Raw genomic sequence first — 25,199 nt, forward strand, 5'->3', positions numbered from 1 at the left:
GACCTCGCGAGTTGTCACATCGCGCCGGATTCCTCCTCGAACCCGTCGTCGCCACCTTCGGAGCCGCCATTCTCAAGGAACTTTTCGGCGATCAGCCCGGCATTCTGTCGGAGCGCCAGCTCGATCTCGCGTGCGGTGTCGGGATTGTCGCGCAGGAACAGTTTGGCATTCTCGCGGCCTTGGCCGAGACGCTGCGAATTGTAGGAGAACCAGGCGCCCGACTTCTCGACCACGCCGGCCTTGACGCCGAGATCGACCAGTTCGCCGGTCTTGGACACGCCTTCACCATACATGATGTCGAACTCGACCACCTTGAAGGGCGGCGCCAGCTTGTTCTTGACCACCTTGACGCGGGTCTGGTTGCCGACGACTTCGTCGCGGTCCTTGACCGAGCCGATGCGGCGGATGTCGAGGCGCACCGATGCGTAGAATTTCAGCGCGTTGCCGCCGGTCGTCGTCTCGGGCGAACCGAACATGACGCCGATCTTCATGCGGATCTGGTTGATGAAGATGACCATGGTGTTGGAGCGCGAGATCGAGGCGGTCAGCTTGCGCAGCGCCTGGCTCATCAGGCGGGCCTGCAGGCCGGGCAGCGAATCACCCATCTCGCCTTCGATTTCGGCACGTGGCGTCAGCGCCGCGACCGAATCGACCACCAGCACGTCGATGGCGCCGGAGCGCACCAGCGTGTCGCAGATTTCCAGCGCCTGCTCACCAGTGTCGGGCTGCGAAATCAGCAGGTTTTCGAGATCGACGCCAAGCTTGCGGGCATAGACCGGGTCAAGCGCGTGCTCGGCATCGACGAAAGCGCAGATGCCGCCCTTCTTCTGGGCTTCGGCCACGGTGTGCAGGGCCAGCGTCGTCTTGCCCGAGCTTTCCGGCCCGTAGATCTCGATGATGCGGCCGCGCGGCAGGCCACCGACGCCAAGCGCGATGTCGAGGCCAAGCGAGCCGGTCGGCACCGTTTCGATCTCGACGACCTGCTCGTTGGCGCCGAGCCGCATGATCGAGCCCTTGCCGAAAGCCCGCTCGATCTGCGACAGCGCCGCATCCAGAGCCTTTGATTTGTCCACTGCCTTGTCCTCTACCAGCCGCAAAGAATTCTGAGCCATGATACATCACCCCTTGGTCGTCAATGAAGGCCGGACAATCCGTAATCCCTGCCTATTTGTACCTTTTTTGTTCTCATTTGGCAAGAGGGGTCAAATATCTGAAAAACAAGCAATATCCGGATTTGTTCTTTTTTTGTCCAAGGATTCGATCAGGGATGCACCGCACGTTGGGCCAGACGGCCGGTTGTTTCGATCTGCCGAATCGCCGCCTTGCATGCGAAGCTCGGTCGCACAGCCTAGCGCTTGTGCGGCTGGAATAACAAAGGTCATATCGCCGGCATGCTGAAATCCGCGAAAATACTGGCCGTAGGCGGTGCCCATATCGACCGGCGGGGCCAGGTGTCCGGCGCTTACGTGCCCGCCGCCTCCAATCCGGGCACAATGCGCGAGGATGTCGGCGGCGGCGTCTTCAACGCCTTGCGCAGTGCCGTGCGGCGCGGCGTCTCCGCGTCGCTGATGTCGGTTCGCGGCGGCGATCCCGCTGCCGACACCGTTTCGCGAGCCATTGCCGGGGCAGGCATTACCGACCTGTCGGCGGTCTTCCTCGACCGCACGACGCCGAGCTACACGGCACTGATCGACAGCGAGGGCGAGCTGATCGTCGGCTTTGCCGACATGGCGCTCTATGATTTGGCGTTTCCCAAGCAGATCAGGCGCTCCAAGGTGCGGGAGGTGATCGCCGCCGCCGACGCGATCCTGTGCGACGCCAATCTGCCCTCTTCGGCGCTGGAACGGCTGGTCGCGCTCGCTGCGGGCAAGCCGGTTTTCGCGATTGCCATTTCGCCGGCCAAGGTGGTGCGGTTGCTACCGGTGCTGAAGGAGCTTTCGCTGGTCTTCATGAACCGGCGCGAGGCCATGGCGCTGGCCGGCGTCGCCGCGAATGCCACGAAGCGCGAGGTCGTCGACGGGTTGCGATGCAGCGGCCTCGTCAGCGGCGTGGTGACGGCAGGCGGCGGGCCCATGCTGGGCTTCGATGAAGCCGGCGCCTTCTCTATCCTGCCGCCGCCACCAAGAAAGGTCGCCGACGTCACCGGCGCCGGCGATGCGCTGGCGGGCGCAACGGTCGCTGCCTTGCTGCGCGGACTGCCGCTGCGGGCAGCTCTGCGCGAAGGCATTGCCGGGGCGACGCTTGCCATCGAAAGCGCCGCCGCCGTTCCGGAGTTCACCGCGGCGAGCTTCGCGGAAGCGTTGGCTCTTGTGCCGGATGCCAGGGAAGTGGCATGAGACCGGCGAATTCATAGTGCCGCGATGTTGCCGAGCGTCCGACGGACGCGCCGCATTCCGGATAGGAGACCTTGATGACCCCTGAGACCGCCCGCCCCTTCATCGACATCCACGCGCCGGTGGCGCAGGCCCTGGCCGACGGCCGGCCGGTGGTGGCGCTGGAAAGCACCATCATCACCCATGGCATGCCCTACCCCGACAATGGCGCCATGGCGGCTGATGTCGAAAAGATCATCAGCGATGGCGGCGCCGTGCCGGCGACGATCGCCGTGGTTGGCGGCCGCATCAAGATCGGGCTTTCGGACGGCGAGCGCGAATCGCTGGCGATGACGGGCGACGCCATGAAACTGTCGCGCGCCGATCTCGGTTTTGCCGTGGCGCAAGGGCGCACCGGCGGCACCACGGTCGCCGCCACGATGATCGCGGCGCATATGGTCGGCATAAAAGTGTTCGCCACCGGCGGTATCGGCGGCGTGCACAAGGGCGCCGAAAAGAGCTTTGACATTTCCGCCGATCTCGACGAGCTGGCGCGCACCCCGGTGATTGTCGTCTCGGCCGGCGCCAAGGCCATCCTCGACATCGAAAAGACGCTGGAAGTGCTGGAGACGCGCGGCGTGCCGGTGATCGGCCATGGCTGCGAGACGATGCCGGCCTTCTGGTCCAGGCAATCGCCGTTCCGCGCGCCGCTGACCTTGCACGAGCCGGAAGAGATCGCGCATTTCTACCAGACGCGGGCGGCACTAGGGCTCGCCGGCGGCATGCTGATTGCCAATCCTGTGCCGGAAAACCAGGAAATCCCGGCTGAAGAGATGACGGGCTATATCGAGGCCGCGCAGAAGGCCGCCGAAGCGCTCAACGTGACCGGCAAGGCGGTGACGCCGTTCCTGCTGGGAAAAATCCTCGAACTGACCGGCGGCAGGAGCCTCAAGACCAACATCGCGCTGGTGGAAAACAATGCACGGCTGGCGGCGAGGATAGCCAGGGCATTGTAGGGCACGGCCTCCAAGGTCGGCGGGACAGAGGGGGGTGCTGTCCCTCCGCTGTGCCAAGAAGGCTGGCATCACTTCCCCGCCCGCCGCCCCGCCTCATAGGCCCGCCGTGCCCAGACCGTCATCTCGTCGGGATCATCGAAAGCGCTGTCGGGAACGCTCCAGTAGGGCATGGCGACCAGCTTGCCGTGGCGCGAGCCGGTATAGGTCCATTGCGTGCAGCCGGCGGCCTCGAACTCGGGCGCGCTTTGCTCGTCGGCTTTCAACAGCAATTCGCCACGCAGCACGATGGCGACGATGACGCCGTCGAAATAGATGCCCTTGCCGCCGAACAGTTTGCGGATGCTGACAGGGCCGAGACCCTCGAACAGTTCGGCGATGCGTTCATTGTCCATGCCGCGATCATGTCACCGGCATCTGGCCTTGTCATCGCCGCAACCAAAATCATGCTGACAGGTTGAGAGAGGTATCGGAGTTTTCCCGCCATGCCGCTTCTGCTGAAAGGGTCCTGTCGCTGCAATGCCGTGCGTTTCGAGGTGGAAAGCCACACGCCGGCGCCGTTCATGCTGTGCTACTGCTCCATCTGCCGCAAGCAGCAAGGCGGCGGCGGCTTCGCCATCAATCTCGGTGCCGACAACGAGACACTGAACATCAGGGGCAAGCGCAGCCTCGGCGTCTTTCGGGCGGAGATCGAGGACGACGAGCATCCGCATTGCGAAATCTCAACCGGCGAGCGCAATTTCTGCAAGAAATGCGGCTCAGCCCTTTGGCTCTACGATCCGACATGGCCGGAACTGGTGCACCCCTTCGCCTCAGCGATCGACAGCGATTTACCCATTCCGCCGAGCCGAGTGCACCTGATGCTGAAATACAAAGCGAACTGGGTGGAACCGGTGGTTGGCAAGCACGACAAGGTCTTCGACGTCTATCCCGAGGAATCGATCGCCGATTGGCACAAGCGGACGGGCATGTGGGTGGAGTGAGTTTCTTCGCCCCGTTTACGGGGAGGTGAGGAGTGATCCGCGCACCGAACGAAAAGCCAATTGCTTGGATTTTCTAACGACGTACGCCGGCAGGCTGGGCGGAGCTAACTCTGGAGAGGCTGGCGCTGCCCCTCATCCGTCACTTCGTGACACTTTCTCCGCGTAAACGGGGCGAAGGAAAAAATCAGGCCGAAGCGCGTGCCTCTGCCAGTGCCTTCAGGTCGGCCGGCTTCAGTTCGACGGATTCGCCGCAGCCGCAGGCCGAGCTCTGGTTCGGGTTGTGGAAAGTGAAGCCGGTGCGCAGCGTCGTCTGCTCGAAATCCATCTCGGTGCCGAACAGGAATAGCGCAGCCTCGGGCGCGACATAGACATGCGCGCCGTCGCGCTCGATATGGTCGTCCTTGGTGTTGGGCTCGGTCACCAGATCGACCGTATATTCCATGCCGGCGCAGCCGCCCTTCTTGATGCCGAGGCGGATGCCATGCGCGTTGTCGCGGGTGGCGACGATCTCGCGCACCCGGTCGGCGGCCTTTTCGGTCATGGTGATGACGGCGAAGCGTCCCATTCTTTTTCCTTCCATTCCATGCAGGTTCAAGGCCTGCCGAATGATTCCTCACCTAAAATGGTGAAGTTTTATCCATGGCGCAAGTGCACCAGCCTCTGTCGGGCTAGTACCAACCCACCGCCACCTGCGCCTCTTCCGACATGCGGTCGGCCGACCAGGGCGGGTCGAAGGTCATGTTGACCTCGACGCCGGACACGCCTTCGACGGCGCCGACGGCATTTTCGACCCAGCCGGGCATTTCGCCGGCAACAGGGCAGCCGGGAGCGGTCAGCGTCATGTCGATCTTGACCGAGCGATTGTCCTCGATGTCGATCTTGTAGATGAGGCCGAGCTCGTAGATATCGGCCGGGATTTCCGGATCGTAGACCGTCTTCAGCGCCGATACGATGTCGTCGGTCAACCGCGCCAGTTCGTCGGCTGGGATGGCCGATCCCGAAACCAGCGCATTGGGCGCGGTTTCCGGAGTGGTCTCGGCAGCGATGCTTGCATCATCCATGGTCGTCACCCAAAAAAATCGTCATCCGAAGAATTTGCGCGCTTTTTCAAGCGCCTCGGCCAAAGCGTCGACTTCGGCCCTGGTATTATACATGCCGAACGATGCCCTGCATGTGGAGGTTACGCCGAAACGTTTCAACAGCGGCTGGGCGCAATGGGTGCCCGCGCGGACTGCAACGCCCTGCCTGTCTATCACCATCGACACGTCGTGCGCATGAATGCCTTGCAGTTCGAACGAGATGATGGCTCCCTTGCCGGGCGCATCGCCGAAGATGCGCAGCGAATTGATGGCGCGCAGCCGCTCATGCGCATAGTTCTTAAGGTCTTCCTCATGCGCGGCGATGCGCTCGCGGCCGATCGTTTCCATATAGTCGAGCGCGGCACCCAGTCCGATCGCCTGCACGATCGGCGGCGTGCCGGCTTCGAAACGATGCGGCGGCTCGTTGTAGGTGACGATGTCTTCCGTCACCTCCTCGATCATCTCGCCACCGCCCATGAAGGGGCGCATGCCCTGGAGAATGTCCTTCTTGCCGTAGAGCACGCCGATGCCCGAAGGGCCATAAACCTTGTGCCCGGTGAAGACGAAGAAGTCGCAGTCGAGATCCTGCACATCGATCGGCATATGCACGGCGCTCTGGCTGCCGTCGACGAGGACGGGAATTCCACGCGCATGCGCGATGCGCACGATTTCCTTGATCGGCGTCACCGTGCCCAGCGCATTCGACATCTGCGTGACGGCGACCAGTTTGGTGCGGTCGGTCAGCCGTTTTTCGAATTCCTCGATGTGGAAGACGCCGAGATCGTCGACCGGCACCCAGACCAGCTTGGCGCCCTGCCGCTCGCGGATGAAATGCCAGGGAACGATGTTGGAGTGGTGCTCCATGATCGACAGCACGATCTCGTCGCCCTCGCCGATGTTGGGCATGCCATAGCCATAGGCCACGGTGTTGATGGCCGAGGTCGTGTTCGAGGTGAAGATGATGTTGTCGGTGCTTGGCGCGTTGAGGAAACGGCGTACCGTTTCGCGCGCCTTTTCGTAGGCGTCGGTCGCGGCATTGGACAGGAAATGCAGGCCACGATGGACGTTGGCATATTCCTGGCTGTAGGCGTGCTGGACAGCGTCGAGCACCACCTGCGGCTTCTGTGCCGAGGCGCCATTGTCGAGATAGACCAGCTTCTTGCCATAGACTTCCCGCGACAGGATCGGGAAATCGCGGCGGATCGCTTCGACGTCGTAGAAATCTCCGATCTTGCCCGGTGCGTTCATCAGGTCACCCGTGTGCCACGAACCAGCCGTCGAGCCGCGCTTCCAGCGCTTCGACGATCGCCTCGTCGTCCAGTTCCTCGATCACCTCGGCGACAAAGGCCTTCACGAGCAAGCCCCGCGCGCTTTTCTCGTCGACGCCGCGCGCCATCAGGTAGAACAGATGATCGTGGTCGATCTCGGTGACCGTCGCGCCATGGCCGCAAATCACGTCGTCGGCGAAGATTTCAAGCTCCGGCTTGGTCGAGAACTCGCCGTCGTCCGACAGCAACAGCGTGTTGCATGCCATCTTGGCGTTGGTCTTCTGCGCATATTGATGGACGTTGATGCGGCCCTGAAACACGCCGCGCGCCTTGCCCGTCACCACGTTGCGGATGATCTCCGTCGAGGTCGTGTGCGGCACGGCGTGGTCGAGAACCATGGTCACGTCGGTGTGGGTGTCGCCGGCCAAGAGGTTGATGCCGCGCAGCTTGAAATCGGCGCCTTCGCCAGTCGTCCTGACCATGATCTCCTGGCGCACGAGCTTGCCGCCGGCGTTCATGACGAACAGCGTCAGCTTGGCATTCTTGCCGATATGGGCCTTGAACTGCGCCAGATGCGTCGCCGTTTCCGGCTGTTCCTGGACAATCAGCCACGTCACCTCGGCGCCTTCGCCGAGCACGAGCTGGCTGACCGAGCTGCCCAGGGCAGCGCCGTCACCTGTCTGCCGTTCGACGATGACGGCCTTGGCGCCGGCGCCGACACGAACGGCCAGGCGCACATGGGTCTGGCCGCCGGCCTGCAGGTTCTGCAGCTCGACCGGCTTTTCGAGTTCCACGCCATCGGCGATGTCGACAAAATATCCGTCGGCGACGAAAGCCGTGTTCAGCGCGCCGATGGCGTCGTCGCTGCCATAGGGGTCGAGCCCAGGTGCTGCGCTGCCGTCGACCAGCTTTTCCGACAGGCGCTGGAAAGAGACGCCTTCAAGAACCGGCGCTTTGGCGTCGGACTTGCCGTTCAGGATCGACACCACGGTGGAACCGTCGACGATCGGCGCAATGACTTTGGCCAAGGCGGCCGGGTCGAAGTCCGGCACGGTATTCAGCAACCGGCGCAGGTCGGTATAGTGCCAGGATTCGACGCGCCGCGTCGGCAGGCCGTGCTTGATCGTCTCGATGGCGTCGTCGCGCTTCAGCATCACCGCGCCGTCGCCGGGCAGCAGCGACAACCGGTCGCCGAACGCGTCGATCAACGCTGTCTCGGCCGGTGTCCGCTGCGGTTGTGTGTGCATGTTCATCGGTATTACCTCTGGCATCTCACGCGGCTTCGCCGATCACGCCGGCGTAGCCGTTGGCTTCCAGGTCAAGCGCCAGCGACTTGTCGCCCGACTTGATAACCTGGCCCTTGTAGAGCACGTGCACGGTGTCGGGCACGATGTGCTCAAGCAGGCGCTGGTAGTGGGTGATGACCAGGAACGCCCGGTCCGGCGCGCGCAGCGCGTTGACGCCGTCGGAAACGATCTTCAGCGCATCGATGTCGAGGCCGGAATCGGTCTCGTCGAGCACGCACAATTTCGGCTCCAGCAATTTCATCTGCAGGATCTCGGCGCGCTTCTTTTCGCCGCCGGAAAAGCCGACGTTGAGCGGCCGCTTCAGCATCGCCATGTCCATGCTGAGCGAGGCGGCGGCTTCCTTCACGCGCTTCAAAAATTCCGGGATCTTCAGCGGCTCCTCGCCGCGCGCCTTGCGCTGCTCGTTCATCGCCACTTTCAGGAATTCCATGGTGGCGACGCCCGGTATCTCCATCGGATACTGGAAGGCGAGGAAGATGCCTGACGTGGCGCGCTCGGCCGGATCCATTTCGAGGATCGACTGGCCGTTGTAGAGGATGTCGCCCTCGGTCACCTCATAGTCCTCGCGGCCGGCGAGGATGTAGGACAGCGTCGATTTGCCCGAGCCGTTCGGCCCCATGATCGCGGCGACCTCGCCGGCTTTCACCGTCAGGTTCAGGCCGCGGATGATTTCGGTGCCGTCATCGACGATGCGGGCGTGCAAATTTCTGATTTCAAGCATTTTTTCGTTTCCTGAATATCTGTCCGGTCAGCCGACCGAGCCCTCAAGCGAGATACCGATCAGCTTCTGCGCTTCGACCGCGAATTCCATCGGCAGTTGCTGGATGACGTCCTTGACGAAGCCGTTGACGATCAGCGCGATCGCCTCCTCTTCAGGGATACCGCGCTGCATGACGTAGAATTTCTGGTCCTCGGAAATCTTCGACGTCGTCGCTTCGTGCTCGAACTGCGCCGTCGAATTCTTGGCTTCCATGTAGGGCACGGTGTGCGCGCCGCACTGGTCGCCGATCAGCAGCGAGTCGCAGTTGGTGAAGTTTCGGGCGTTGGTCGCCTTGCGGTGCGCCGAGACCTGGCCGCGATAGGTGTTCTGCGAGAAGCCGGCGGCGATGCCCTTGGAGATGATGCGGCTCGACGTGTTCTTGCCGAGGTGGATCATCTTGGTGCCGCTGTCGACCTGCTGATAACCGTTCGAGACAGCGATCGAATAGAACTCGCCCGAGGAATCGTCGCCGCGCAGGATGCAGCTCGGATACTTCCAGGTGATCGCCGAGCCGGTCTCGACCTGCGTCCACGAGATCTTCGAGCGATCGCCACGGCAGTCGCCGCGCTTGGTGACGAAATTGTAGATGCCACCCTTGCCCTCGGCGTCTCCGGGATACCAGTTCTGCACCGTCGAATATTTGATCTCGGCATCGTCGAGCGCCACCAGTTCGACGACGGCGGCATGCAGCTGGTTCTCATCGCGCTGCGGCGCCGTACAGCCTTCGAGATAGGAGACGTAAGCCCCCTCCTCGGCGATGATCAGCGTGCGCTCGAACTGGCCGGTGTTCTTCTCGTTCATGCGGAAATAGGTCGACAGCTCCATCGGGCAGCGCACGCCCTTGGGCACGAAGACGAACGAGCCGTCGGTGAACACGGCCGAATTCAGCGTGGCGTAATAATTATCGGAGGTCGGCACAACCGAGCCGAGATACTTCTTCACCAGTTCGGGATGCTCGCGGATGGCTTCCGAGATCGAGCAGAAGATGACGCCGGCCTGCGCCAGCTCCTTCTTGAAGGTGGTGACGACGGAAACGGAATCGAACACGGCGTCGACGGCGACGCGGCCCGATTTGTAGACATTGTCGCTGACTTCCTCGAGTTCCGAGGCGTCGGTCTTCTGCACGCCGGCGAGGATTTCCTGCTCGCGCAGCGGAATACCGAGCTTCTCGTAGACCTTCAAGAGTTCGGGATCGACATCGCTGAGCGAGGTCGGGCCGGGCGTGCTCTTGGGCGCCGCGTAGAAGTAGATGTCCTGGAAATCGATCTTGGGATAGTGGACGCGCGCCCAGGTCGGCTCGTCAAGCGTCAGCCAACGGCGATAGGCTTCCAGACGCCATTCCAGCATCCAGGACGGTTCATCCTTCTTGGCCGAAATGAAACGGATAATGTCTTCGCTGAGGCCTTTGGGGGCCTTATCCATCGCGATTTCGGTCTGGAATCCATATTTGTATTGGTCGACGTCGATCTTTCGGACCCGATCGATCGTGTCCTGCACAGCAGGCATATGCGTTCTCCATCCACGCCGGGGTCAAGGCCCGACAGTTTTCAAACTATGGCACCGCCAAAAACGAACCCCAAAAGGCGCTTGCGGCAGCGTAAGTTTCATATAGTGCGCTTCGACCGGAAATTCACCCGGCCAGCATGAAACGCACGGCTCTACCAGGCCGAATGGCCCAAATCATTTTCGTCAAGCATCGGATTTTCCCGAAAACCGCTACGCGCTTTTCGGTCCGATGCCCCAACCGCTCACGCGGCTTTTTCTCTATCCGCCCGACGCGCGGCGATTCCCGTCAGCGCAACGCGAAACAACTCGATGTCTTCCGCGCCCGTCGCCGGACCGATCGACACGCGCAAGGCGCCAAGGCTGTCACCGTGTCCCATGGCTTTCAGCACATGGCTCGGTCCGACCTTGCCGGACGAACAGGCAGAGCCGGCCGACAGCGCTACGCCGGCCAGGTCGAAGGCGATCTGCGCGGTTTCGGCTTTGACGCCCGCAATAGCGAAGAATGCCGTATTGGCAAGCCTTGGCGCACCGGTTCCGAAGATTTCCGCGTCCGGCACCAGCGTTTTCACGATGGCCTCGATCTCGTCGCGGCGCCGGCGCACCGCATCTATGGCCGGCAATCCGGCCAGGGCCTCGCGAGCGGCCGCGCCAAAACCGGCAATGGCAGCGAGGTTTTCAGTCCCGCCGCGATGGCCCTTTTCCTGACCGCCGCCATTGATCAACGGCTTCGGCATCATCAGATCCGAAGCCGCGACGATGGCGCCGACGCCCTTGGGACCACCTATCTTGTGCGAGGACAGAATCAGATAATCGGCGTAACCCGCTGATAGATCGATCGAAACACGCCCGACGGCCTGCACGGCGTCGACCATGAGGATGCCGCCCGCCGCCTTGACGATCCCGGCGATGCGATCGATCGGCTGGATGACGCCGGTCTCGTTGTTGGCGGCGTGGATGGCAACCAGCGGCAGGCCTTCGCTCTTGTCATGACCACCGAGCGCTGCCGCCAAAGCGTCGAGATCGGCGATACCGTTGGCGTCGACGCCGACCCGCGTCACCTGCGCTGACGGGAAATGTCCGCCGTTCAACAGGCAGGGATGATCGGCCTCCGACACGTAAAGCCGGCTCATGCGCACCGTGCCGCGCCCCATCTGCCAGTCGGGTGACAGCAGCGTCGAGGCTGCTTCCGTGGCACCGGAGGTGAACACGACGTGCTCGGGCTTGGCGTTGACGAGCGCCGCCACGTCACGCCTTGCGGTCTCGATCAGACGGCGGGCCGCCCGCCCCTCGGCGTGAACCGATGACGGATTGGCGGCGACTTCGAGCGCCGCGACCATAGCTTCGCGGGCCGCGGCAAGCAGCGGCGCACTGGCATTGTAGTCGAGATAGGCGCGTTTTGCGGCCATTTTCGTTCGTCAAGTCCCGTCAGAAGCCATTCCGCCGTCGTATGGCGTTATTTCCTTGAAATTCCAAGGCGAGCCGTCCTATTTACGCGGCTTGCGGCGCGGGTGGCCGGGCTCGATGTCTTGCCACTCAGTTTTGAACAATTCTAAACTAGCTTCTAAGAAGACGCTCGCCCTGCGTCAAGGCCAGAGGAAACGTTCCAGGCACCGCGCATTCGTATTACCTAGTGGAGTATTTTATGCCTGAGGTCATTTTCACCGGTCCTGCCGGCCGCCTGGAGGGTCGCTACCAGCCTTCCAAGGAAAAGAGCGCGCCGATTGCCATCGTCCTGCACCCGCACCCGCAATTCGGCGGCACGATGAACAACAAGATCGTCTACGACCTCTTCTACATGTTCCAGAAGCGGGACTTCACCACGCTTCGCTTCAATTTCCGCGGCATCGGCCGCAGTCAGGGCGAATTCGACCACGGCACCGGCGAGTTGTCGGATGCCGCTGCGGCGCTGGATTGGGTGCAGTCGCTGCATCCCGATTCCAAGAGCTGCTGGGTCGCCGGCTACTCGTTCGGATCCTGGATCGGCATGCAGCTTCTGATGCGCCGGCCCGAGATCGAAGGCTTCATCTCGATCGCGCCGCAGCCCAACACCTATGATTTCTCGTTCCTGGCGCCCTGCCCGTCATCGGGCCTGATCATCCATGGCGATGCCGACAAGGTGGCGCCGCCAAAGGATGTGCAGGGCCTGGTCGACAAGCTGCACACGCAGAAGGGCATCACCATCACCCAAAAGACGTTGCCCGGCGCCAACCATTTCTTCTCCAACGATGCCGACCTGCTGCTCGAGGAATGCGCCGACTATCTCGACCGCCGGCTGGCCGGCGAATTGTCGGATCCGCGGCCGAAGCGGCTGAGATAAGCAAAGAAAGCAGGGACGGCGATGTACGAACCTCCTCATTTCAGGGAAACGCGGCCGGAAATCCTGCACGGGCTGATCCGGACGCATCCGCTGGGCCTGTTGATTTCCAACGGGCCCGATGGGCCGGTCGCCAACGCCATCCCGTTCCTGCTCGACGCGGAAATCGGGCCGAACGGCAGGCTGCGCGCCCATCTGGCGCGGGCCAACCCGCAATGGCGCCTGTTGGCCGACAATCCGGCGTCAACCGTAGTGATCGTCTTCCAGGGCAGCGATGCCTATGTGACGCCGTCCTGGTACGAGACCAAGCGCGAGACCGGCAAGGTGGTGCCGACCTGGAATTATGCCATCGTGCAGGTTCGCGGCACCGTCAAGGTGATGGATGATCAGGACTGGCTGGCGCAGCAGATCGCCGATCTGACCGTCTCCCAGGAAGGCGCCCGCGCCGCGCCCTGGGCGGTGACCGATGCGCCGGAGCCCTTCATCCAGTCGCAGATCAAGGGCATTATCGGGCTGGAAATCGAGATCAGCGAAATCCACGGCAAGTGGAAGGTCAGCCAGAACCGGCCGGTCGCCGATCGCGTCGGCGTTGCACAGGGGCTCGAAAGCGAAGACCACCAATCGCCCGGCATGGCCGACCTGGTCAGATCCTATGGCGGACTGGACGGCAACTGAACTTCGAATGCTCAGGCAGTCTTCCTTGTCGGTCCGATCAGCCGAAACGTTCTCTTGCGGACCGGCAGTCCCGACGGCGTCGGCCGGAAGATGAAGCCGAGCCGGGCAAAGACCAGCCCGCAGGCAAGCGCGAAACCGCAGCCAAGGCCGAAGCCGGCGACGGTGTCGCTGGGATAGTGCGCGCCAACGAAGATACGGGTCGAGGCGATGCAGGCGGTGATCGCCAGGGCGATGTACCATCGCCGCGGAAACAACAGCAAAGCGACCCCGAACACCGCGCCCATTGTCGTACCATGGCCGGACGGAAAGCCGGCGAAGCGCGCATCGAAAGCGAAGGGGTGCAGGGTCAGCACGCCAAAGTCCTCGTAATAGAGCGGGCGAGCCCGGCCAATGGCATATTTCAGCACATTGACGGCGATCCCCGACAGGCCGGTGGCGCACAGCACCAGAAAAGCCAGGCAGGTCCAGTTGTAGAGCAGCATCAGCGAGCGCCGCGACAGGCTTCGCCAATCCGTCAGGTTCGCGGCGACAAGCAGAAGCACTGAGGGAATGATATACCAGCCTCCCAGGCCGAACTGGGTGAAAAAGTCGGCAGTCCTGGCAAATCCCGCCGACCACTTGCCGTGAAGCATTCCGGCCGGGGTGTCGAGACGAACAAACGCCGCCGCCGTCAGCAAGACCCAGACCAGCACCCAGACCGACCACAAAATATTCGGGTATCTGGCCGGCCGGGTGGCAAGGCGGCTTTTGGCGATCTGCATCGTATCGCGAAAGTTGTCGAGCGACCGGCGCCCTATGCCAAGGAGCAGGCTCGAAACCGGCGGGCGTGATTTCACCAGCATAGGAAATTCGACCCCATTGTTGCCGTCATGGGCATCGGCGAGCCGTCACTGGCTTACACGATAGAGGCCGAGCGACAGTTTGTCTCCCGACGAATAGTTGAGGCCGTCGACCTCGGCGACGCGGCTCGCCGACTTGCCTTGCGCCTCCAACAGGCCATTCAGCTTCTGCTCGTCGCCGATTTGTGCCAGCGCCAGCGCGCAGGTGGGGTCGCCGAGCAGATGCTTGGCGACGCCATCGACATCGGTCAGGACGGTCTTGGTGCCGACCAGGAACACCAGGCTCGGCTCGTGATATTCCGCTGAGGCGAGCACCGTGGTGTCGCAAGGCCTGTTGGCCTGGACTGCCGCCTCGATCGCCGGGCTCAGCCAGATCGGCTTCAGCGAAGGCGCGATGACGCCGAACAACAGCCCATAGGTGATGCCGGCGCAAACCGCGATGGCGCCGATGCGGGAGAGCGGCACTTGCAGCTGTCGCGAAAAAGCGAAATACCCTGCCGCCAGCGCGGCCGCGGCGGCCGGGATGCTCCACCAGGAAAAGGAGCCGGTGAGATAGATCGGCGCTCCGACGCAGACCGCCGCCAGGCCAAGGCTGACCACGGCAAGACCGAATGCGGTCGACCACCACAACCAGTCCTGCCAGCGCCTGAGCGGCGCATTCGCCTCCTGCGGCGACAATGTCAGCAGCCAGCCGATCAGCAGCGCCATGCCGGGATAGGCTGGCAGGACATAGTGCGGCAGCTTGGTCGGGATCAGCTCGAACACCAGCCAGAACGGAATGTACCAGGCGAGGCAGAAACGCAGCCGGGGATCGTCGCGCAGACGGTTGAGGGCCTGCAGCCCGGCGCCGACCGCGATCAGGCCGAACGGCCACATGAACAAGGAATAGGTCAGCATGTAGAAACCGGGCGGCAGGCCGTGCGATTCCTCGCCCGAGGCGACCTTGGCCATCATGTCCTTGCCGACGGCATCGTTGAGAAAGGCGCCGCCGCTCTTCCAGGTGATGAGGGCGACCCAGGGCAACACGATGAGCACCACCAGAGCGACACCGCGCACGAGCTTCAGCTTCAGGAGCCAGCGCCAGTCGCGCTCGAAGGCAAACAGGGCAGCGACCGTGAGCACCGACAGGAGCGGAGCCACCGGCCCCTTGATAAGGATTCCAAGTCCTTGAGCGGCCCAGAATATCCACGGCAGATGGGCGGCTACCGGTTTGTTGCGGCGCGCTGCCAGATAGATCTGGGCGAGCGCGCCTTGCGCCGCCACGCAGCAGGCCAGCAGCATGGCGTCGGTCTTGGCGTCACGGCCCTCGAAGGCGGTGGCGAAGATCGCCGCCATCATCAGGCCGGCGGCGAGACCGGCATTGGCCCCGAACAGCTTCGTGCCCGTCCAGGCGATGCCGACGACGGCCAAGGCAATGCCAAGCATGGAGACGAGGCGGTAGACCCAGATCGGCGCCGCCGCCCCCTCGCCGCTCAGCGCCACGGCCGCCGATTGCAGCCAGTAGATGCCGATCGGCTTCTTGTAGCGCGAGGCATCCTGAAAACGGATGTCGACATAGTCGGAGGTTTCGACCATCTGCTTGGTGGCCTGGACAAAACGGGATTCGTCGCGGTCGATGGGGGGAAGGCTCGCCAGTCCGCTGAACGTCATCAGCATGCTGAACAGAAAGAGAAAAAGATAGTTCCTGTTCATCGCGGAGCTTTCCGGATCTGATCTGCGGGATGGCCCCGTCGCGGCGCCTCAGGCCCTGCCCTGCGCGGCGCCTCAATACGCCAGCCCAAACGACGAAGCAAGGATTCGCAAACGCCATCCGCGCGGGCTGCAAAACCGGAAAGCACTTTTGCTGATCCCTGGACCTTTGTCCTGCGCGCGATCAGTCGCAAAACCGGAAACCACTTTTGCTGATCGCGCTTGGATGCTAAACGCGCGCGTTCATGCACGCCTGAGCCACAGCGGCCGGACGCTTTCGGGAATAGAAAAAATGCCTGCCTTCAAATCGGATTTCCTGCGCACGATGAGCGAGCGCGGTTTCATCCACCAGACTTCGGATGATGCCGGTCTCGACAATATCTTCGCCAAGGAGACTGTGACCGCCTATATCGGCTTCGACGCGACCGCCAAGAGCCTGCACGCCGGCTCGCTGATCCAGATCATGATGCTGCACTGGCTGCAGCAGACCGGTCATCGGCCGATCGCGCTGATGGGCGGCGGCACCTCGATGATCGGCGACCCGTCGTTCAAGGATGAGGCGCGCAAGCTTTTGACCCCGCAGGACATCGAAGACAATCTTGCCGGTATCCGCCGCAACTTCATGCCCTACCTCAAATTCGGCAGCGGTCCCAACGACGCCATCATGGTCAACAACGCCGATTGGCTGATGGAGATCAACTACGTCAATTTCCTGCGCGATGTCGGTCGTCACTTTTCGGTCAACCGCATGCTGGCCTTCGATTCCGTCAAGCTGCGGCTCGATCGCGAGCAGTCGCTGTCGTTCCTCGAATTCAACTACATGATCCTGCAGGCCTATGATTTCGTCGAGCTCTACAAGCGTCTCGGCTGCCGCCTGCAGATGGGCGGCTCCGACCAGTGGGGCAACATCATCAACGGCATCGATCTCGGCCGCCGCATGGAGGACGCGCAGCTCTATGCACTGACCACGCCGCTGCTCACCACCTCGTCGGGCGCCAAGATGGGCAAGTCGGCGTCGGGCGCGGTCTGGCTCGACGCGGAGATGCTGAGTCCCTACGAATTCTGGCAGTACTGGCGCAACACCGAGGATGCCGATGTCGCCCGCTTCCTGAAGCTCTACACGACGCTGCCGCTGGACGAGGTGGCGCGGCTCGAGCGGCTCGGCGGATCCGAGATCAATGAGGCCAAGAAGATCCTCGCCACCGAGATCACCGCCCTGCTGCACGGCCGCGCGGCCGCCGAGCAAGCCAGCGATACGGCGCGCAAGACGTTCGAGGAAGGCGCGCTCGCGGAGTCGCTGCCGACCGTCGAGGTCGACAAGACAGCGCTCGAAACCGGCGTCGGCATCCTGTCGCTGCTGGTCACCGCCGGACTGGCGGCGTCGAACGGCGAAGCGCGGCGGCATGTGCAGGGCGGCGCCGTGCGCCTGAACGACGAGCCGGTGAGCGACGAGCGCCGGCTGGTGACCCCTCAGGATTTGAGTCCGGAAAACGTCGTAAAGCTTTCCTTGGGAAAGAAAAAACACATTCTGGTGCGACCGGCCTGAACTCGCTCACCTATATTCGAAGATCGACCTGAATATTCCGGGCGCGATCACCGACAGCGGATTGATGTCCAGCAACGGCTTGTTGGCGTTGCCTTTGAGCCGGTAGGTGACGCCGATCAGGCCACGGTCGCGGCCATTGCCGAGCAGCGCGCCAACGATGGGCAATTCGCCGAAGATGCGATTGAGGCCATAGACCGGCATGAACGTGCCGGTCATGTCCATGTTGTTGTTCTGGTCGTAGAGCGTGCCCTGGAACGTCGTGCCGATGCGCGGTCCGCGCAGCACGCCATTGGCCAGTTTCAGATAGCCGCTGCCCTTGTCGATCTCGGCGTAGCCGCGTTCGAACTTCACCCGTGACGTGTCCAGCTTGCCCTTGACCGCCTGGTTGAGGCTGCGGTTGTCGCCGGCCGGCGTGGTCGAGACGATGGAGGCGAGTTTCGGTTCGTTGACGACGAAAAAATTGCTGGTGTCGACCTTGCCCTTGAGCGATCCGTCGCTCGGCCCGGCCAGTGCGAGCGTGATCACGCCGCCTTCCATATGTTCGTAGATGTTGAGGAACCTCAGGATGGCGCCGGCGTCCGCGGACTGCATGTTGAGCGTGCGCCGGCCGGCGCCGGTCGTGTTGCTGATCGATATGGCCGCACCTGAACTGGCCGTGGCGCTGACCTTCAGCCCGTTCACCCGCGAGCCGGCCGCGCTGTAGTCGAGCTTCAGATTGGACAATTGCTCGTCGTGGAAACCGGTCAGCCGGTCGACATCGGCGCTGACGGAAATGGCATCGGACCCGGTGGTCTTGGTAGCCGTGTCGACGTCGGAGGTGAACTGCTTGATGAGCGAGCGGGCATCGAGCGCGTTGCCCGATATGTCGACCGCATAGCCCTTGCCGGACCGCTTCACCGATACGGCAACGTCGTCGCCCCTGTTCAAGGTGACCTTGCTGAACCGCGCCGACGACAAGGCGCCATTGACCAGCACGATGCTGCCGTCGACGGAGAACGTCTTTCCGTCGAGATTGAAATCGGACAGCGTCGTGGTGTCGCCGGACTTGGTCATGACGAAGGTGACGTTGGCGGGCACCCCCGCCCCCTTGCTCCAGCCCGCCCAGGGAATGTCCAGCCTGGCGTTGGTCAGGTCGGCCGAGACGTTCTGGTCGCCGCTGCCGTTCTTGTCGATCGCCACCTTCACAGTTCCGGCAAGCAGCGGCTTCAGGCCGGGCATGGCGGCGGCGCGGATCTTGTCGTCGAGCACCAGGGCCACCTTGCGGCTGCGCGCCGGCCCCTCATCCCTGAGCGGCTCGATCAGATCGAGTTCGGCCGGAATGCCGTTCAGCAACGCCTTGGCGGAGATCACCGCCTTCTCGGGGTCGACCGTGATCGAACCGTCGGCATCCGTCACGACCTGTCCTTCGAAGGGCTTGGCCAGGGACATGCCGGTGTAGTCGAGCGACACCAGCCAATCGAGCTTCGACGAGTCGACGCCGGACTGCAGCGGAATATCCGCCTTGACGTGACCGGTGACGCTGCCCGACAGGTCCTCCGGCAGAATGCCGACATGGCGCATGGCGTTGATCGGCTCGTAGGATGCGAGTTCGGCAACGGCGGATGCGTCGCCGTCGACATCTATGTCGAGCGCGCCGACGACCGGCGGGCGGTTCGCCGCCTTGACCGTCAGCGTGCCGTTGCTGGCCGCCACGGTGCGGCCGCTGGGCATGTAGACGGTGCCCGAGGAGAGCGAGATATCGACATCGTTGCCGTGGAAACCGACGACGCCGACCGCGTCGCGTATCGGCGGGATGCGGCCGGCGGTGTCGAATCGCGATCCCTCGATCTGGAAGCGGCCGAAGACCTCATCGGCCGAAAGCGGCACGCCGTTGCCGAGCCGGCCCGGCACCACCTGGAACTGAAGGTTGGCGTCGACGACACGGCCGCCGAACAGATTGGCCAGCACCCACAGCCGGGCATTGCGCGCCGAAAACCACGGCCATAGCTGCTTGACGTGAGAGACCTGCATATCGTGGATGTTGAACGCCAGATTGATCCCCGGCACTTTGCCGTCGACGAACGCCACGGCGGCGGTGCCAAGCACCTCGCCGGAGCCGGCGGACCGAAGCGCGATCTGCTCTGCGACCAGTTTGTGGCTCACCGTGTTGTAGACACCGGCGATCCGGGCGAGGAAGGTGAGCGCCGGCTCGGGCGACTCCGAAGGCGCAAGCGACGATCCGTCGCTGGTCAGGTCGTAGCGATAGGAGGGTTCTTCACCCACCGCTCCGCTTGCCGGCTTCGGCCCGATCGAACCGGCGAAATCGAATGTCGAGCGGCCGGTCTTCAGCAGCAATCTGTCGACCTGGACCTTGTTGCTGCCAGCAACCAGCGTCGCATTGATATCGACGTCCGCCGCCAGCAATCCTCGCGTGCCGAGATCGAGGACAGAGCCCGTCGATGACAAAGCGGCCGTCAGCCGCGATGCGTTCACGCCGAACCCTTCCGATCCCGTCAGCTTCAACGCGACGGGTCCCAACTTGCCGGCAGCGGCCGCGCCGGTGTCGGCCAGATCGACGCTCGCATCCAGCGCCGTGACCCGGTGCGCCGCGATATCACGGGTGGCGGTAGCGGCAACCGTAAGCGTCCTGCCGTCGATGTCCGCCTTCGAGGAAAACTGCATGCCGCCCGGTCCCGACTGCACGACGGTGGCGTCGGTGATCTTGACGAGCTTGATCGCTCCGGTTTCGGGCAGCACGAATTCGACATTGCGAAGATCGATGCGTCGCAGCGAATCCTCCCGCACGGCATCGAGTGCGTGGTTGATGTTTCCGAACACCGCGGCGGACAGCTTCTCCGGATCGATGAGGCCGTCCGCATTGCGCAGGCCGGCGGTCCAGTCGCCGCCTGACGGCATCGCCGCCACGACGATGCGGGCATCCGAGATCCTGGCGCTGGTCAGCCGCACATCTCCCCACAGCAGCGGGAACAGACGCACGCCGAAGCGCACGCGGCCGGCATCGGCCATCGGCTTGCCGTCTGATGTCTTCAAGCTGACGTCGCTGACCTGAAGCGCGATGAAACTCGAACCGTCGAGCGTGATGCGGGCAGGCCCGACCGCGACATTGACATCGACGCCCGCCAGTTTCTCAAGCGCCGTTTCCGCCTCGGCGCGAAGCCGGTCGGCTCCGATGCCGGAGGCGCCAACCAGATAAACGAGCACGGCGGCCAGCAGCACGAAAGCGACCAGACCGGCGAACAGTCGCGACAGGATGCGAAAACCGCGTCCGATCGACGCCTGACCAAGCGGCGGCACACGGCAGGCGGACGGAAAGGTCCCCAGGTCGGTGATCTCATCACGCCTGAACCGGATCTTCTCGTGCTGCGGTCGCTCCTGATCCACGCAATTTTCCGTTGTACGAACTCGATCGTGGACGAATCCCCGTCCGACACTATATCGGTGTGGCTTCGCGCGTAACCTCAAACAAGGGCATCGGTATGGCTGACCTCGACGTAGGCGATCTTGCGCCGCAATTTGACCTGCCGCGGGACGGCGGCGGATCGGTCAGCCTTGCCGCATCGTCCGGCAAGCCCATCGTGCTCTATTTCTATCCGCAGGACGACACAACAAGCTGCACGCAGGAGGCGATCAGCTTCTCGCAGTTGAAGCCGGAGTTCGAGAAGGCCGGCGCCGTGGTGATCGGCCTGTCGCCCGACCCCGTCAAGAAGCACGACAAGTTCAAGTCGAAATACAATCTCACCATCGACCTCGCCGCCGACGAGGAGCGCAAGGTAATCGAGGCCTACCATCTGTGGGTCGAGAAATCGATGTATGGCCGCAAGTATATGGGCGTCGAGCGCGCGACCTTCCTGATCGGCCGCGACCGGCGGATCGCCAGGATTTGGCGCAAGGTCCGCGTCAAGGGCCATGCCGAAGAGGTACTCGAGGCCGTTCGAGCGCTTTGAGGTTTGCCGGCGAGGCTGGCCCAGGTTCCCTTGCAACCTTACGCACGCCTGGCGGGCAATCGCTGTGAGCAAGCTATCGCTGCAAGCCTTTGTTAACCCTAATAATGTGTAATCAAGCTGTCGTGGTGTCGTAAACGAAAGCTTGGTCCCGTGAACGCAACCGGTCAGTCCGCAGTCTTCGGCAAGCGTAAGGAGCCCCATACGGTCATCATCGCCCGGGGCAACGAGATCAGGCATTTTACGATCCGACCGTGGCTGGCGGCCTTTATGGGCTCGGCGCTGGCCGCCATTGCCGTCGGCTACCTCATGGCCACCTCCTATCTCGTGCTGCGCGACGATTTGATCGGCGCCACAACGGCGCGTCAGGCGCGCATGCAGCAAGCCTATGAAGATCGCATTTCGGCGCTTCGCGCCCAGGTCGACCGCATCACCAGCCGGCAGTTGCTCGACCAGCAGCTGATGGAAACCAAGGTCAGCGAACTGCTTGAACGCCAGAGCCAGCTGAGCCAGCGTCATGGCCGCCTTGGTCCGCTGCTCGAACGCGCCGAGAGCGAAGTCGGCGCAGCGCCGGCCGAAGATCCGGCAGCGGCTGCGAAGCCGGACAAACGCGCCGAAGCGACCGGCAGCATCAAGGAGCCCGCGCGGAATTATGCGGTCGCCAGCCTGAGCGCCGATCTCGGCGCCGGCGACACAAGGCCGTTCTCGCTGTGGTCAACCCGCTCCGATCCGCTGCCCAATGATTCAGCCGCCGATCGTGCCGACAAGCTCTTCGTCTCGATCAACCAGTCGTTGAAATCCATCGAGAGCGATCAACTGACCCGCATCAGCACGCTTGCCGACAATGCCTATAAGAGCGCCGATGCCATCACCCAGGCGCTCGAGGCGGCCGGACTGCCCGTCGACAGCGACTTCGGCAAGGGCGACAGCGACGTCGGCGGACCGCTGATCCCGCTCGACAGTTCGATGATGTTCGACAGCAAGGTCAAGGAATTGGACGAAGCGCTTGATGCGCTCGATCATCTCAAGAAAGAAGCGCGCCAGCTGCCGCTGACCAACCCCGCGCCGGGCCACTCCGTCACCAGCCCGTTCGGCGTGCGCACCGACCCGATCCTCGGCACCGCGGCACTGCATTCCGGCATGGATTTCAGGGCGCCGATCGGCATGGCCGCAAAGGTCACGGCGCCCGGCACCGTCACCAAGGCCGGCTGGAACGGCGGCTATGGCCGCATGGTTGAAGTCGACCACGGCAATGGTTTTGCGACACGTTACGGGCATCTCAGCGAGATCGACGTGACCGTCGGCGAGAAACTGGACGCCGGCGCCGTCATCGGCAAGACCGGTAGCAGCGGCCGCTCGACCGGCCCGCATCTGCACTACGAAGTCCGCCACAATGGCGAAGCGATCGATCCCTTGCGCTTCCTCACGGTCGGCAAGAAGGTCGCCCAGTATCTGTAAGCGATCCCAGGCTCCTGCCCCGTGCGCCGATGACCATCATGATGGCTGACTAAGGCGCTCCCGTCGACAGAAACGCCATCGCTGCCGCAACCAGGGTGGTCGCGCCGACCTTCAACGCGGCCTCGTCGACACGAAACCGGGCGTGATGGAGCGGAAAGACCGATCCGATCTCCTCGTTCCGGATTCCCAGCCGAAAATAGACCGAAGGACGTTTCTCGCTGTAGTAGCCAAAGTCGTCCGCGATCGTCCATCCGGGCGTGTTGAGGACGTTGTCGGCACCGATGCAGGCCTTGGCGCTGGCGGCAATCAGCTCTGTCATCTCGACATCGTTGACGACGCCGGGTTCGCCCTTGTGGATGTCGACCTCGACACGCGCGCCGTGGCTCGTCGCCATACCCTCGGCTATCGTACGAACGCGGTGCCAGGCCCGCTCGCGGGTTGCATCGCTGCCGCTGCGGATGGTGCCTTTCAACGTGACCCTGCCGGCGGTGACATTATATGCGTTGCCGCCATTGATGGCCGTGACGGAAATCACCAGCGGATCGTACGGATCGGTCTCGCGCGAAACGATCTTCTGCAATTCGCTCACCAGGGAGCAAGCCACGGCCAACGCATCGACACCTTCATGCGGTTTTGCCGCGTGTGCCGCCGAGCCGATGACGGCCACATCGAACGTGTCACAGGCCAGAGTATAGGGACCGGAGCCGACGGCGATCTTGCCGGTCGGTGTGTACGGATCGACGTGGACGCAGATGGCGGCGTCGATGTCGTCGAGAAGCCCCTCTTCCACCACCCGCTTGCCGCCCGACGGTTCGTCCTCCTCCGCCGGCTGGAAGATCAGGCGAACGGTACCGCCAAAACTGTCCCGCGACTGGTGAAGATGCGCGGCCACCGCGAAAGCCATCGATGCATGGGCGTCGTGACCGCAGGCATGCATCACGCCTGGATTCGTCGATGCATAATCGACACCGGACTCCTCCTCGATCAGCAAGGCATCGATGTCGGCGCGAATGGCGATCTTTCGATTTGACGGCCTGCCGGCGCCGACAATATCGACGGCAAGGCCAAAGCCGGCGACGTCGCGAATGTCGACGATTCCCTGAGCCACCAGCATCTGCCTGAGGTAACGCTGCGTGCCGGCCTCTTGGTTCGAAAGCTCGGGATTGCGGTGCAGATGGCGACGGACCTCGATCATCCGGTCGAGAATTCCGGCGTCGATATCGGTCGTCACGGTTTTCGCAACACCACCCGCCGTGGCCGAACCCTCAGGATTTGACATGGATCTCTCGCGGGAACTTCGTCAGGGTCTCGTGGCCGGTTTCGGTGACCAGGATGGTCTCGCTGACCTCGATGCCCCAGCCGTCCATCCACATGCCAAGGATGGAATGAACGACGTTGCCCGGTTCAAGCACCGTCTTGTCGCCCGGCCTGAGGCTGATCGTGTGTTCGCCCCAATCCGGCGGATAGGCGACGCCGATGGAGTAGCCGATGCGCGATTCCTTCTTCAGTCTGTAGCGCTGGATGACCTTGCGCCAGGCAGCTTCGACCGCTTCGGCAGTCGTTCCCGGCCTGACCGCGTTGAGCACCGCGTCCATGCCCTCGATCACCGCTTTGGCGGTATCCGAGACATTTGTCGGCGTCTTGCCAAGCTGCATGGTCCTGGCGAGGCCGGCGGCATAGCGGCGGCAAACGCCGGCAAGTTCCAGCGCAATCGTCTCGTTTTCTCCGAACCGCCTGTCGCTCCACATGATGTGCGGCGCCGAGGCATTCTCGCCACCGAGGATTGTCGGCGGAAGCGCTGTGATGTCGCCGGCAAAATCCTGGCTGCCCGCGATCTGCGCCGCCTGGATGGCGGCGATGGCATCGCATTCGCGAACGCCCGGCGCGATCACCTCGAAGGCTCGCGTGACGGCCGCTTCGGCGAGCGTCGACGCCTTGCGCAAATAGGCGATCTCCGGCGCCGATTTGACCGCCCGGATCCAGTTCACCAGCAGGTCGGCATCGTGCCATTTTGCATTGGGAAGTCCGGCGACAAGCCGGGCGTGCGCCTTGGGGGAGAAATAATAGGCTTCGAGTTCGATGCCGATATGGCGACTCCCCCAGCTCTTGGCGACGATCCAGTTCGCAATCCAGTCCATGGGATGGCGATCGACGCGCTGGACATGGTCTTCCGGAAAGCCGACCACGTTTTCCGGCTTCATCCAGGCTGTCAGAAGACCGCCGGCCGCATCCATGGCGCGCCCGATCCAGACCGGCTCGACCTCCTCGATTGGAACCAGCACCATTTGCGGCGTGTAGAACGACCAGCCGTCATAGCCGGTGATGTAATGCTGGTTGGCAACGTCGTTGACGACAAGGAGCTCGAGACCGCGCTTGGCCATCTCGGTGCGGATCTTGCGAAGCCGTTGTTGGTACTCGTCGCGGGCAAACGGCAATTCGATCATCTTTGCTCCATGCTTTGTCAGATCAACGGTCGCGGGGTTCGCTCACCATTGAAGAGGTTTCGCCA

22 protein-coding genes are annotated in these 25,199 nt (G+C 63.0%); 8 read left to right on the top strand and 14 right to left on the bottom strand.

Translation table 11 applies throughout. The annotated features are described in order from the left end of the window. Positions 1 to 14 precede the first annotated feature (14 nt). A complete protein-coding gene (recA, locus tag M729_RS0117620) occupies positions 15 to 1,112 on the bottom strand; it encodes a recombinase RecA (protein WP_013532151.1) in 1,098 nt (365 codons plus the stop codon). 279 nt (positions 1,113 to 1,391) lie between these two features. Between recA and M729_RS0117625 the strand changes: the two genes are divergently transcribed. Then, positions 1,392 to 2,336 carry a carbohydrate kinase family protein gene (locus M729_RS0117625; RefSeq protein ID WP_027162376.1) on the top strand — a complete coding sequence of 315 codons (945 nt, stop codon included), beginning with the start codon at positions 1,392 to 1,394 and terminating at the stop codon, positions 2,334 to 2,336. Positions 2,337 to 2,410: 74 nt separating this feature from the next. Then, positions 2,411 to 3,328, top strand: coding sequence for a pseudouridine-5'-phosphate glycosidase (locus tag M729_RS0117630; RefSeq protein ID WP_027162377.1), 918 nt, complete (start codon positions 2,411 to 2,413; stop codon positions 3,326 to 3,328). A gap of 68 nt (positions 3,329 to 3,396) precedes the next feature. Here the strand turns inward: M729_RS0117630 and M729_RS0117635 are convergent, their stop codons facing one another. Continuing rightward, the gene (locus M729_RS0117635) at positions 3,397 to 3,720 is read right to left on the bottom strand and encodes a TfoX/Sxy family protein (protein ID WP_024504570.1); all 324 of its coding nucleotides are present in this window, start codon (positions 3,718 to 3,720) and stop codon (positions 3,397 to 3,399) included. Between the two features lie 90 nt (positions 3,721 to 3,810). Between M729_RS0117635 and M729_RS0117640 the strand changes: the two genes are divergently transcribed. Beyond that, positions 3,811 to 4,308 carry a GFA family protein gene (locus M729_RS0117640; protein WP_024504571.1) on the top strand — a complete coding sequence of 166 codons (498 nt, stop codon included), beginning with the start codon at positions 3,811 to 3,813 and terminating at the stop codon, positions 4,306 to 4,308. A gap of 184 nt (positions 4,309 to 4,492) precedes the next feature. Here M729_RS0117640 and sufA read toward each other — a convergent pair whose 3' ends face one another. From sufA to M729_RS0117675, 7 genes are all read right to left on the bottom strand, one after another. Beyond that, positions 4,493 to 4,873: a Fe-S cluster assembly scaffold SufA gene (sufA, locus tag M729_RS0117645; protein ID WP_013532156.1), complete on the bottom strand. Its 381-nt coding sequence runs from the start codon at positions 4,871 to 4,873 to the stop codon at positions 4,493 to 4,495. Positions 4,874 to 4,976: 103 nt separating this feature from the next. Continuing rightward, positions 4,977 to 5,369: an SUF system Fe-S cluster assembly protein gene (locus tag M729_RS0117650; protein WP_013532157.1), complete on the bottom strand. Its 393-nt coding sequence runs from the start codon at positions 5,367 to 5,369 to the stop codon at positions 4,977 to 4,979. 21 nt (positions 5,370 to 5,390) lie between these two features. Next, positions 5,391 to 6,635 carry a cysteine desulfurase gene (locus M729_RS0117655; protein ID WP_027162378.1) on the bottom strand — a complete coding sequence of 415 codons (1,245 nt, stop codon included), beginning with the start codon at positions 6,633 to 6,635 and terminating at the stop codon, positions 5,391 to 5,393. Between the two features lie 4 nt (positions 6,636 to 6,639). Then, the gene (sufD, locus tag M729_RS0117660) at positions 6,640 to 7,908 is read right to left on the bottom strand and encodes a Fe-S cluster assembly protein SufD (protein ID WP_050596294.1); all 1,269 of its coding nucleotides are present in this window, start codon (positions 7,906 to 7,908) and stop codon (positions 6,640 to 6,642) included. Positions 7,909 to 7,927: 19 nt separating this feature from the next. After that, positions 7,928 to 8,683: a Fe-S cluster assembly ATPase SufC gene (gene sufC / locus M729_RS0117665; RefSeq protein WP_023810312.1), complete on the bottom strand. Its 756-nt coding sequence runs from the start codon at positions 8,681 to 8,683 to the stop codon at positions 7,928 to 7,930. Positions 8,684 to 8,710: 27 nt separating this feature from the next. Continuing rightward, positions 8,711 to 10,228: a Fe-S cluster assembly protein SufB gene (gene sufB / locus M729_RS0117670; protein WP_013532161.1), complete on the bottom strand. Its 1,518-nt coding sequence runs from the start codon at positions 10,226 to 10,228 to the stop codon at positions 8,711 to 8,713. A 242-nt stretch (positions 10,229 to 10,470) separates the two neighbouring features. Beyond that, on the bottom strand, positions 10,471 to 11,634 hold the full coding sequence (locus M729_RS0117675) for a cysteine desulfurase family protein (RefSeq protein WP_027162380.1): 1,164 nt from the start codon (positions 11,632 to 11,634) through the stop codon (positions 10,471 to 10,473). Positions 11,635 to 11,870: 236 nt separating this feature from the next. On the opposite strand from M729_RS0117675, the gene M729_RS0117680 reads away from it, so the two are divergent. Together M729_RS0117680 and M729_RS0117685 are read left to right on the top strand one after the other, a co-directional pair. Next, on the top strand, positions 11,871 to 12,545 hold the full coding sequence (locus M729_RS0117680; protein WP_013532163.1) for an alpha/beta hydrolase: 675 nt from the start codon (positions 11,871 to 11,873) through the stop codon (positions 12,543 to 12,545). Positions 12,546 to 12,566: 21 nt separating this feature from the next. Next, positions 12,567 to 13,217 carry an FMN-binding negative transcriptional regulator gene (locus tag M729_RS0117685; RefSeq protein WP_027162381.1) on the top strand — a complete coding sequence of 217 codons (651 nt, stop codon included), beginning with the start codon at positions 12,567 to 12,569 and terminating at the stop codon, positions 13,215 to 13,217. An 11-nt stretch (positions 13,218 to 13,228) separates the two neighbouring features. Here M729_RS0117685 and M729_RS0117690 read toward each other — a convergent pair whose 3' ends face one another. Both M729_RS0117690 and M729_RS0117695 read right to left on the bottom strand, forming a co-directional pair. Further along, entirely contained in the window at positions 13,229 to 14,059 is an 831-nt protein-coding gene (locus M729_RS0117690; protein ID WP_027162382.1) for a phosphatase PAP2 family protein, read from the bottom strand. A 45-nt stretch (positions 14,060 to 14,104) separates the two neighbouring features. After that, positions 14,105 to 15,748: a glycosyltransferase family 39 protein gene (locus tag M729_RS0117695; protein ID WP_027162383.1), complete on the bottom strand. Its 1,644-nt coding sequence runs from the start codon at positions 15,746 to 15,748 to the stop codon at positions 14,105 to 14,107. 289 nt (positions 15,749 to 16,037) lie between these two features. Here M729_RS0117695 and tyrS point away from each other — a divergent pair, with 289 nt between their 5' ends. Continuing rightward, on the top strand, positions 16,038 to 17,291 hold the full coding sequence (tyrS, locus tag M729_RS0117700; protein WP_013532167.1) for a tyrosine--tRNA ligase: 1,254 nt from the start codon (positions 16,038 to 16,040) through the stop codon (positions 17,289 to 17,291). A 6-nt stretch (positions 17,292 to 17,297) separates the two neighbouring features. On the opposite strand, the gene M729_RS0117705 is transcribed toward tyrS, so the two are convergent. Beyond that, entirely contained in the window at positions 17,298 to 20,672 is a 3,375-nt protein-coding gene (locus M729_RS0117705) for a DUF3971 domain-containing protein (RefSeq protein WP_027162384.1), read from the bottom strand. A 95-nt stretch (positions 20,673 to 20,767) separates the two neighbouring features. Between M729_RS0117705 and M729_RS0117710 the strand changes: the two genes are divergently transcribed. Further along, a complete protein-coding gene (locus M729_RS0117710) occupies positions 20,768 to 21,235 on the top strand; it encodes a peroxiredoxin (RefSeq protein WP_013532169.1) in 468 nt (155 codons plus the stop codon). 150 nt (positions 21,236 to 21,385) lie between these two features. After that, entirely contained in the window at positions 21,386 to 22,690 is a 1,305-nt protein-coding gene (locus M729_RS0117715) for a M23 family metallopeptidase (protein ID WP_027162385.1), read from the top strand. A gap of 49 nt (positions 22,691 to 22,739) precedes the next feature. On the opposite strand, the gene M729_RS0117720 is transcribed toward M729_RS0117715, so the two are convergent. Together M729_RS0117720 and M729_RS0117725 are read right to left on the bottom strand one after the other, a co-directional pair. Next, on the bottom strand, positions 22,740 to 23,969 hold the full coding sequence (locus M729_RS0117720) for an amidohydrolase (RefSeq protein ID WP_027162386.1): 1,230 nt from the start codon (positions 23,967 to 23,969) through the stop codon (positions 22,740 to 22,742). Beyond that, positions 23,956 to 25,134: a M24 family metallopeptidase gene (locus M729_RS0117725; protein ID WP_027162387.1), complete on the bottom strand. Its 1,179-nt coding sequence runs from the start codon at positions 25,132 to 25,134 to the stop codon at positions 23,956 to 23,958. The genes M729_RS0117720 and M729_RS0117725 overlap by 14 nt, the downstream gene beginning before the upstream one ends. Between the last annotated feature and the right edge of the window lie 65 nt (positions 25,135 to 25,199).

The sequence above is a fragment of the Mesorhizobium sp. WSM1293 genome, from assembly GCF_000513875.1.
GTDB classification, from domain to species: Bacteria; Pseudomonadota; Alphaproteobacteria; order Rhizobiales; family Rhizobiaceae; genus Mesorhizobium; species Mesorhizobium ciceri.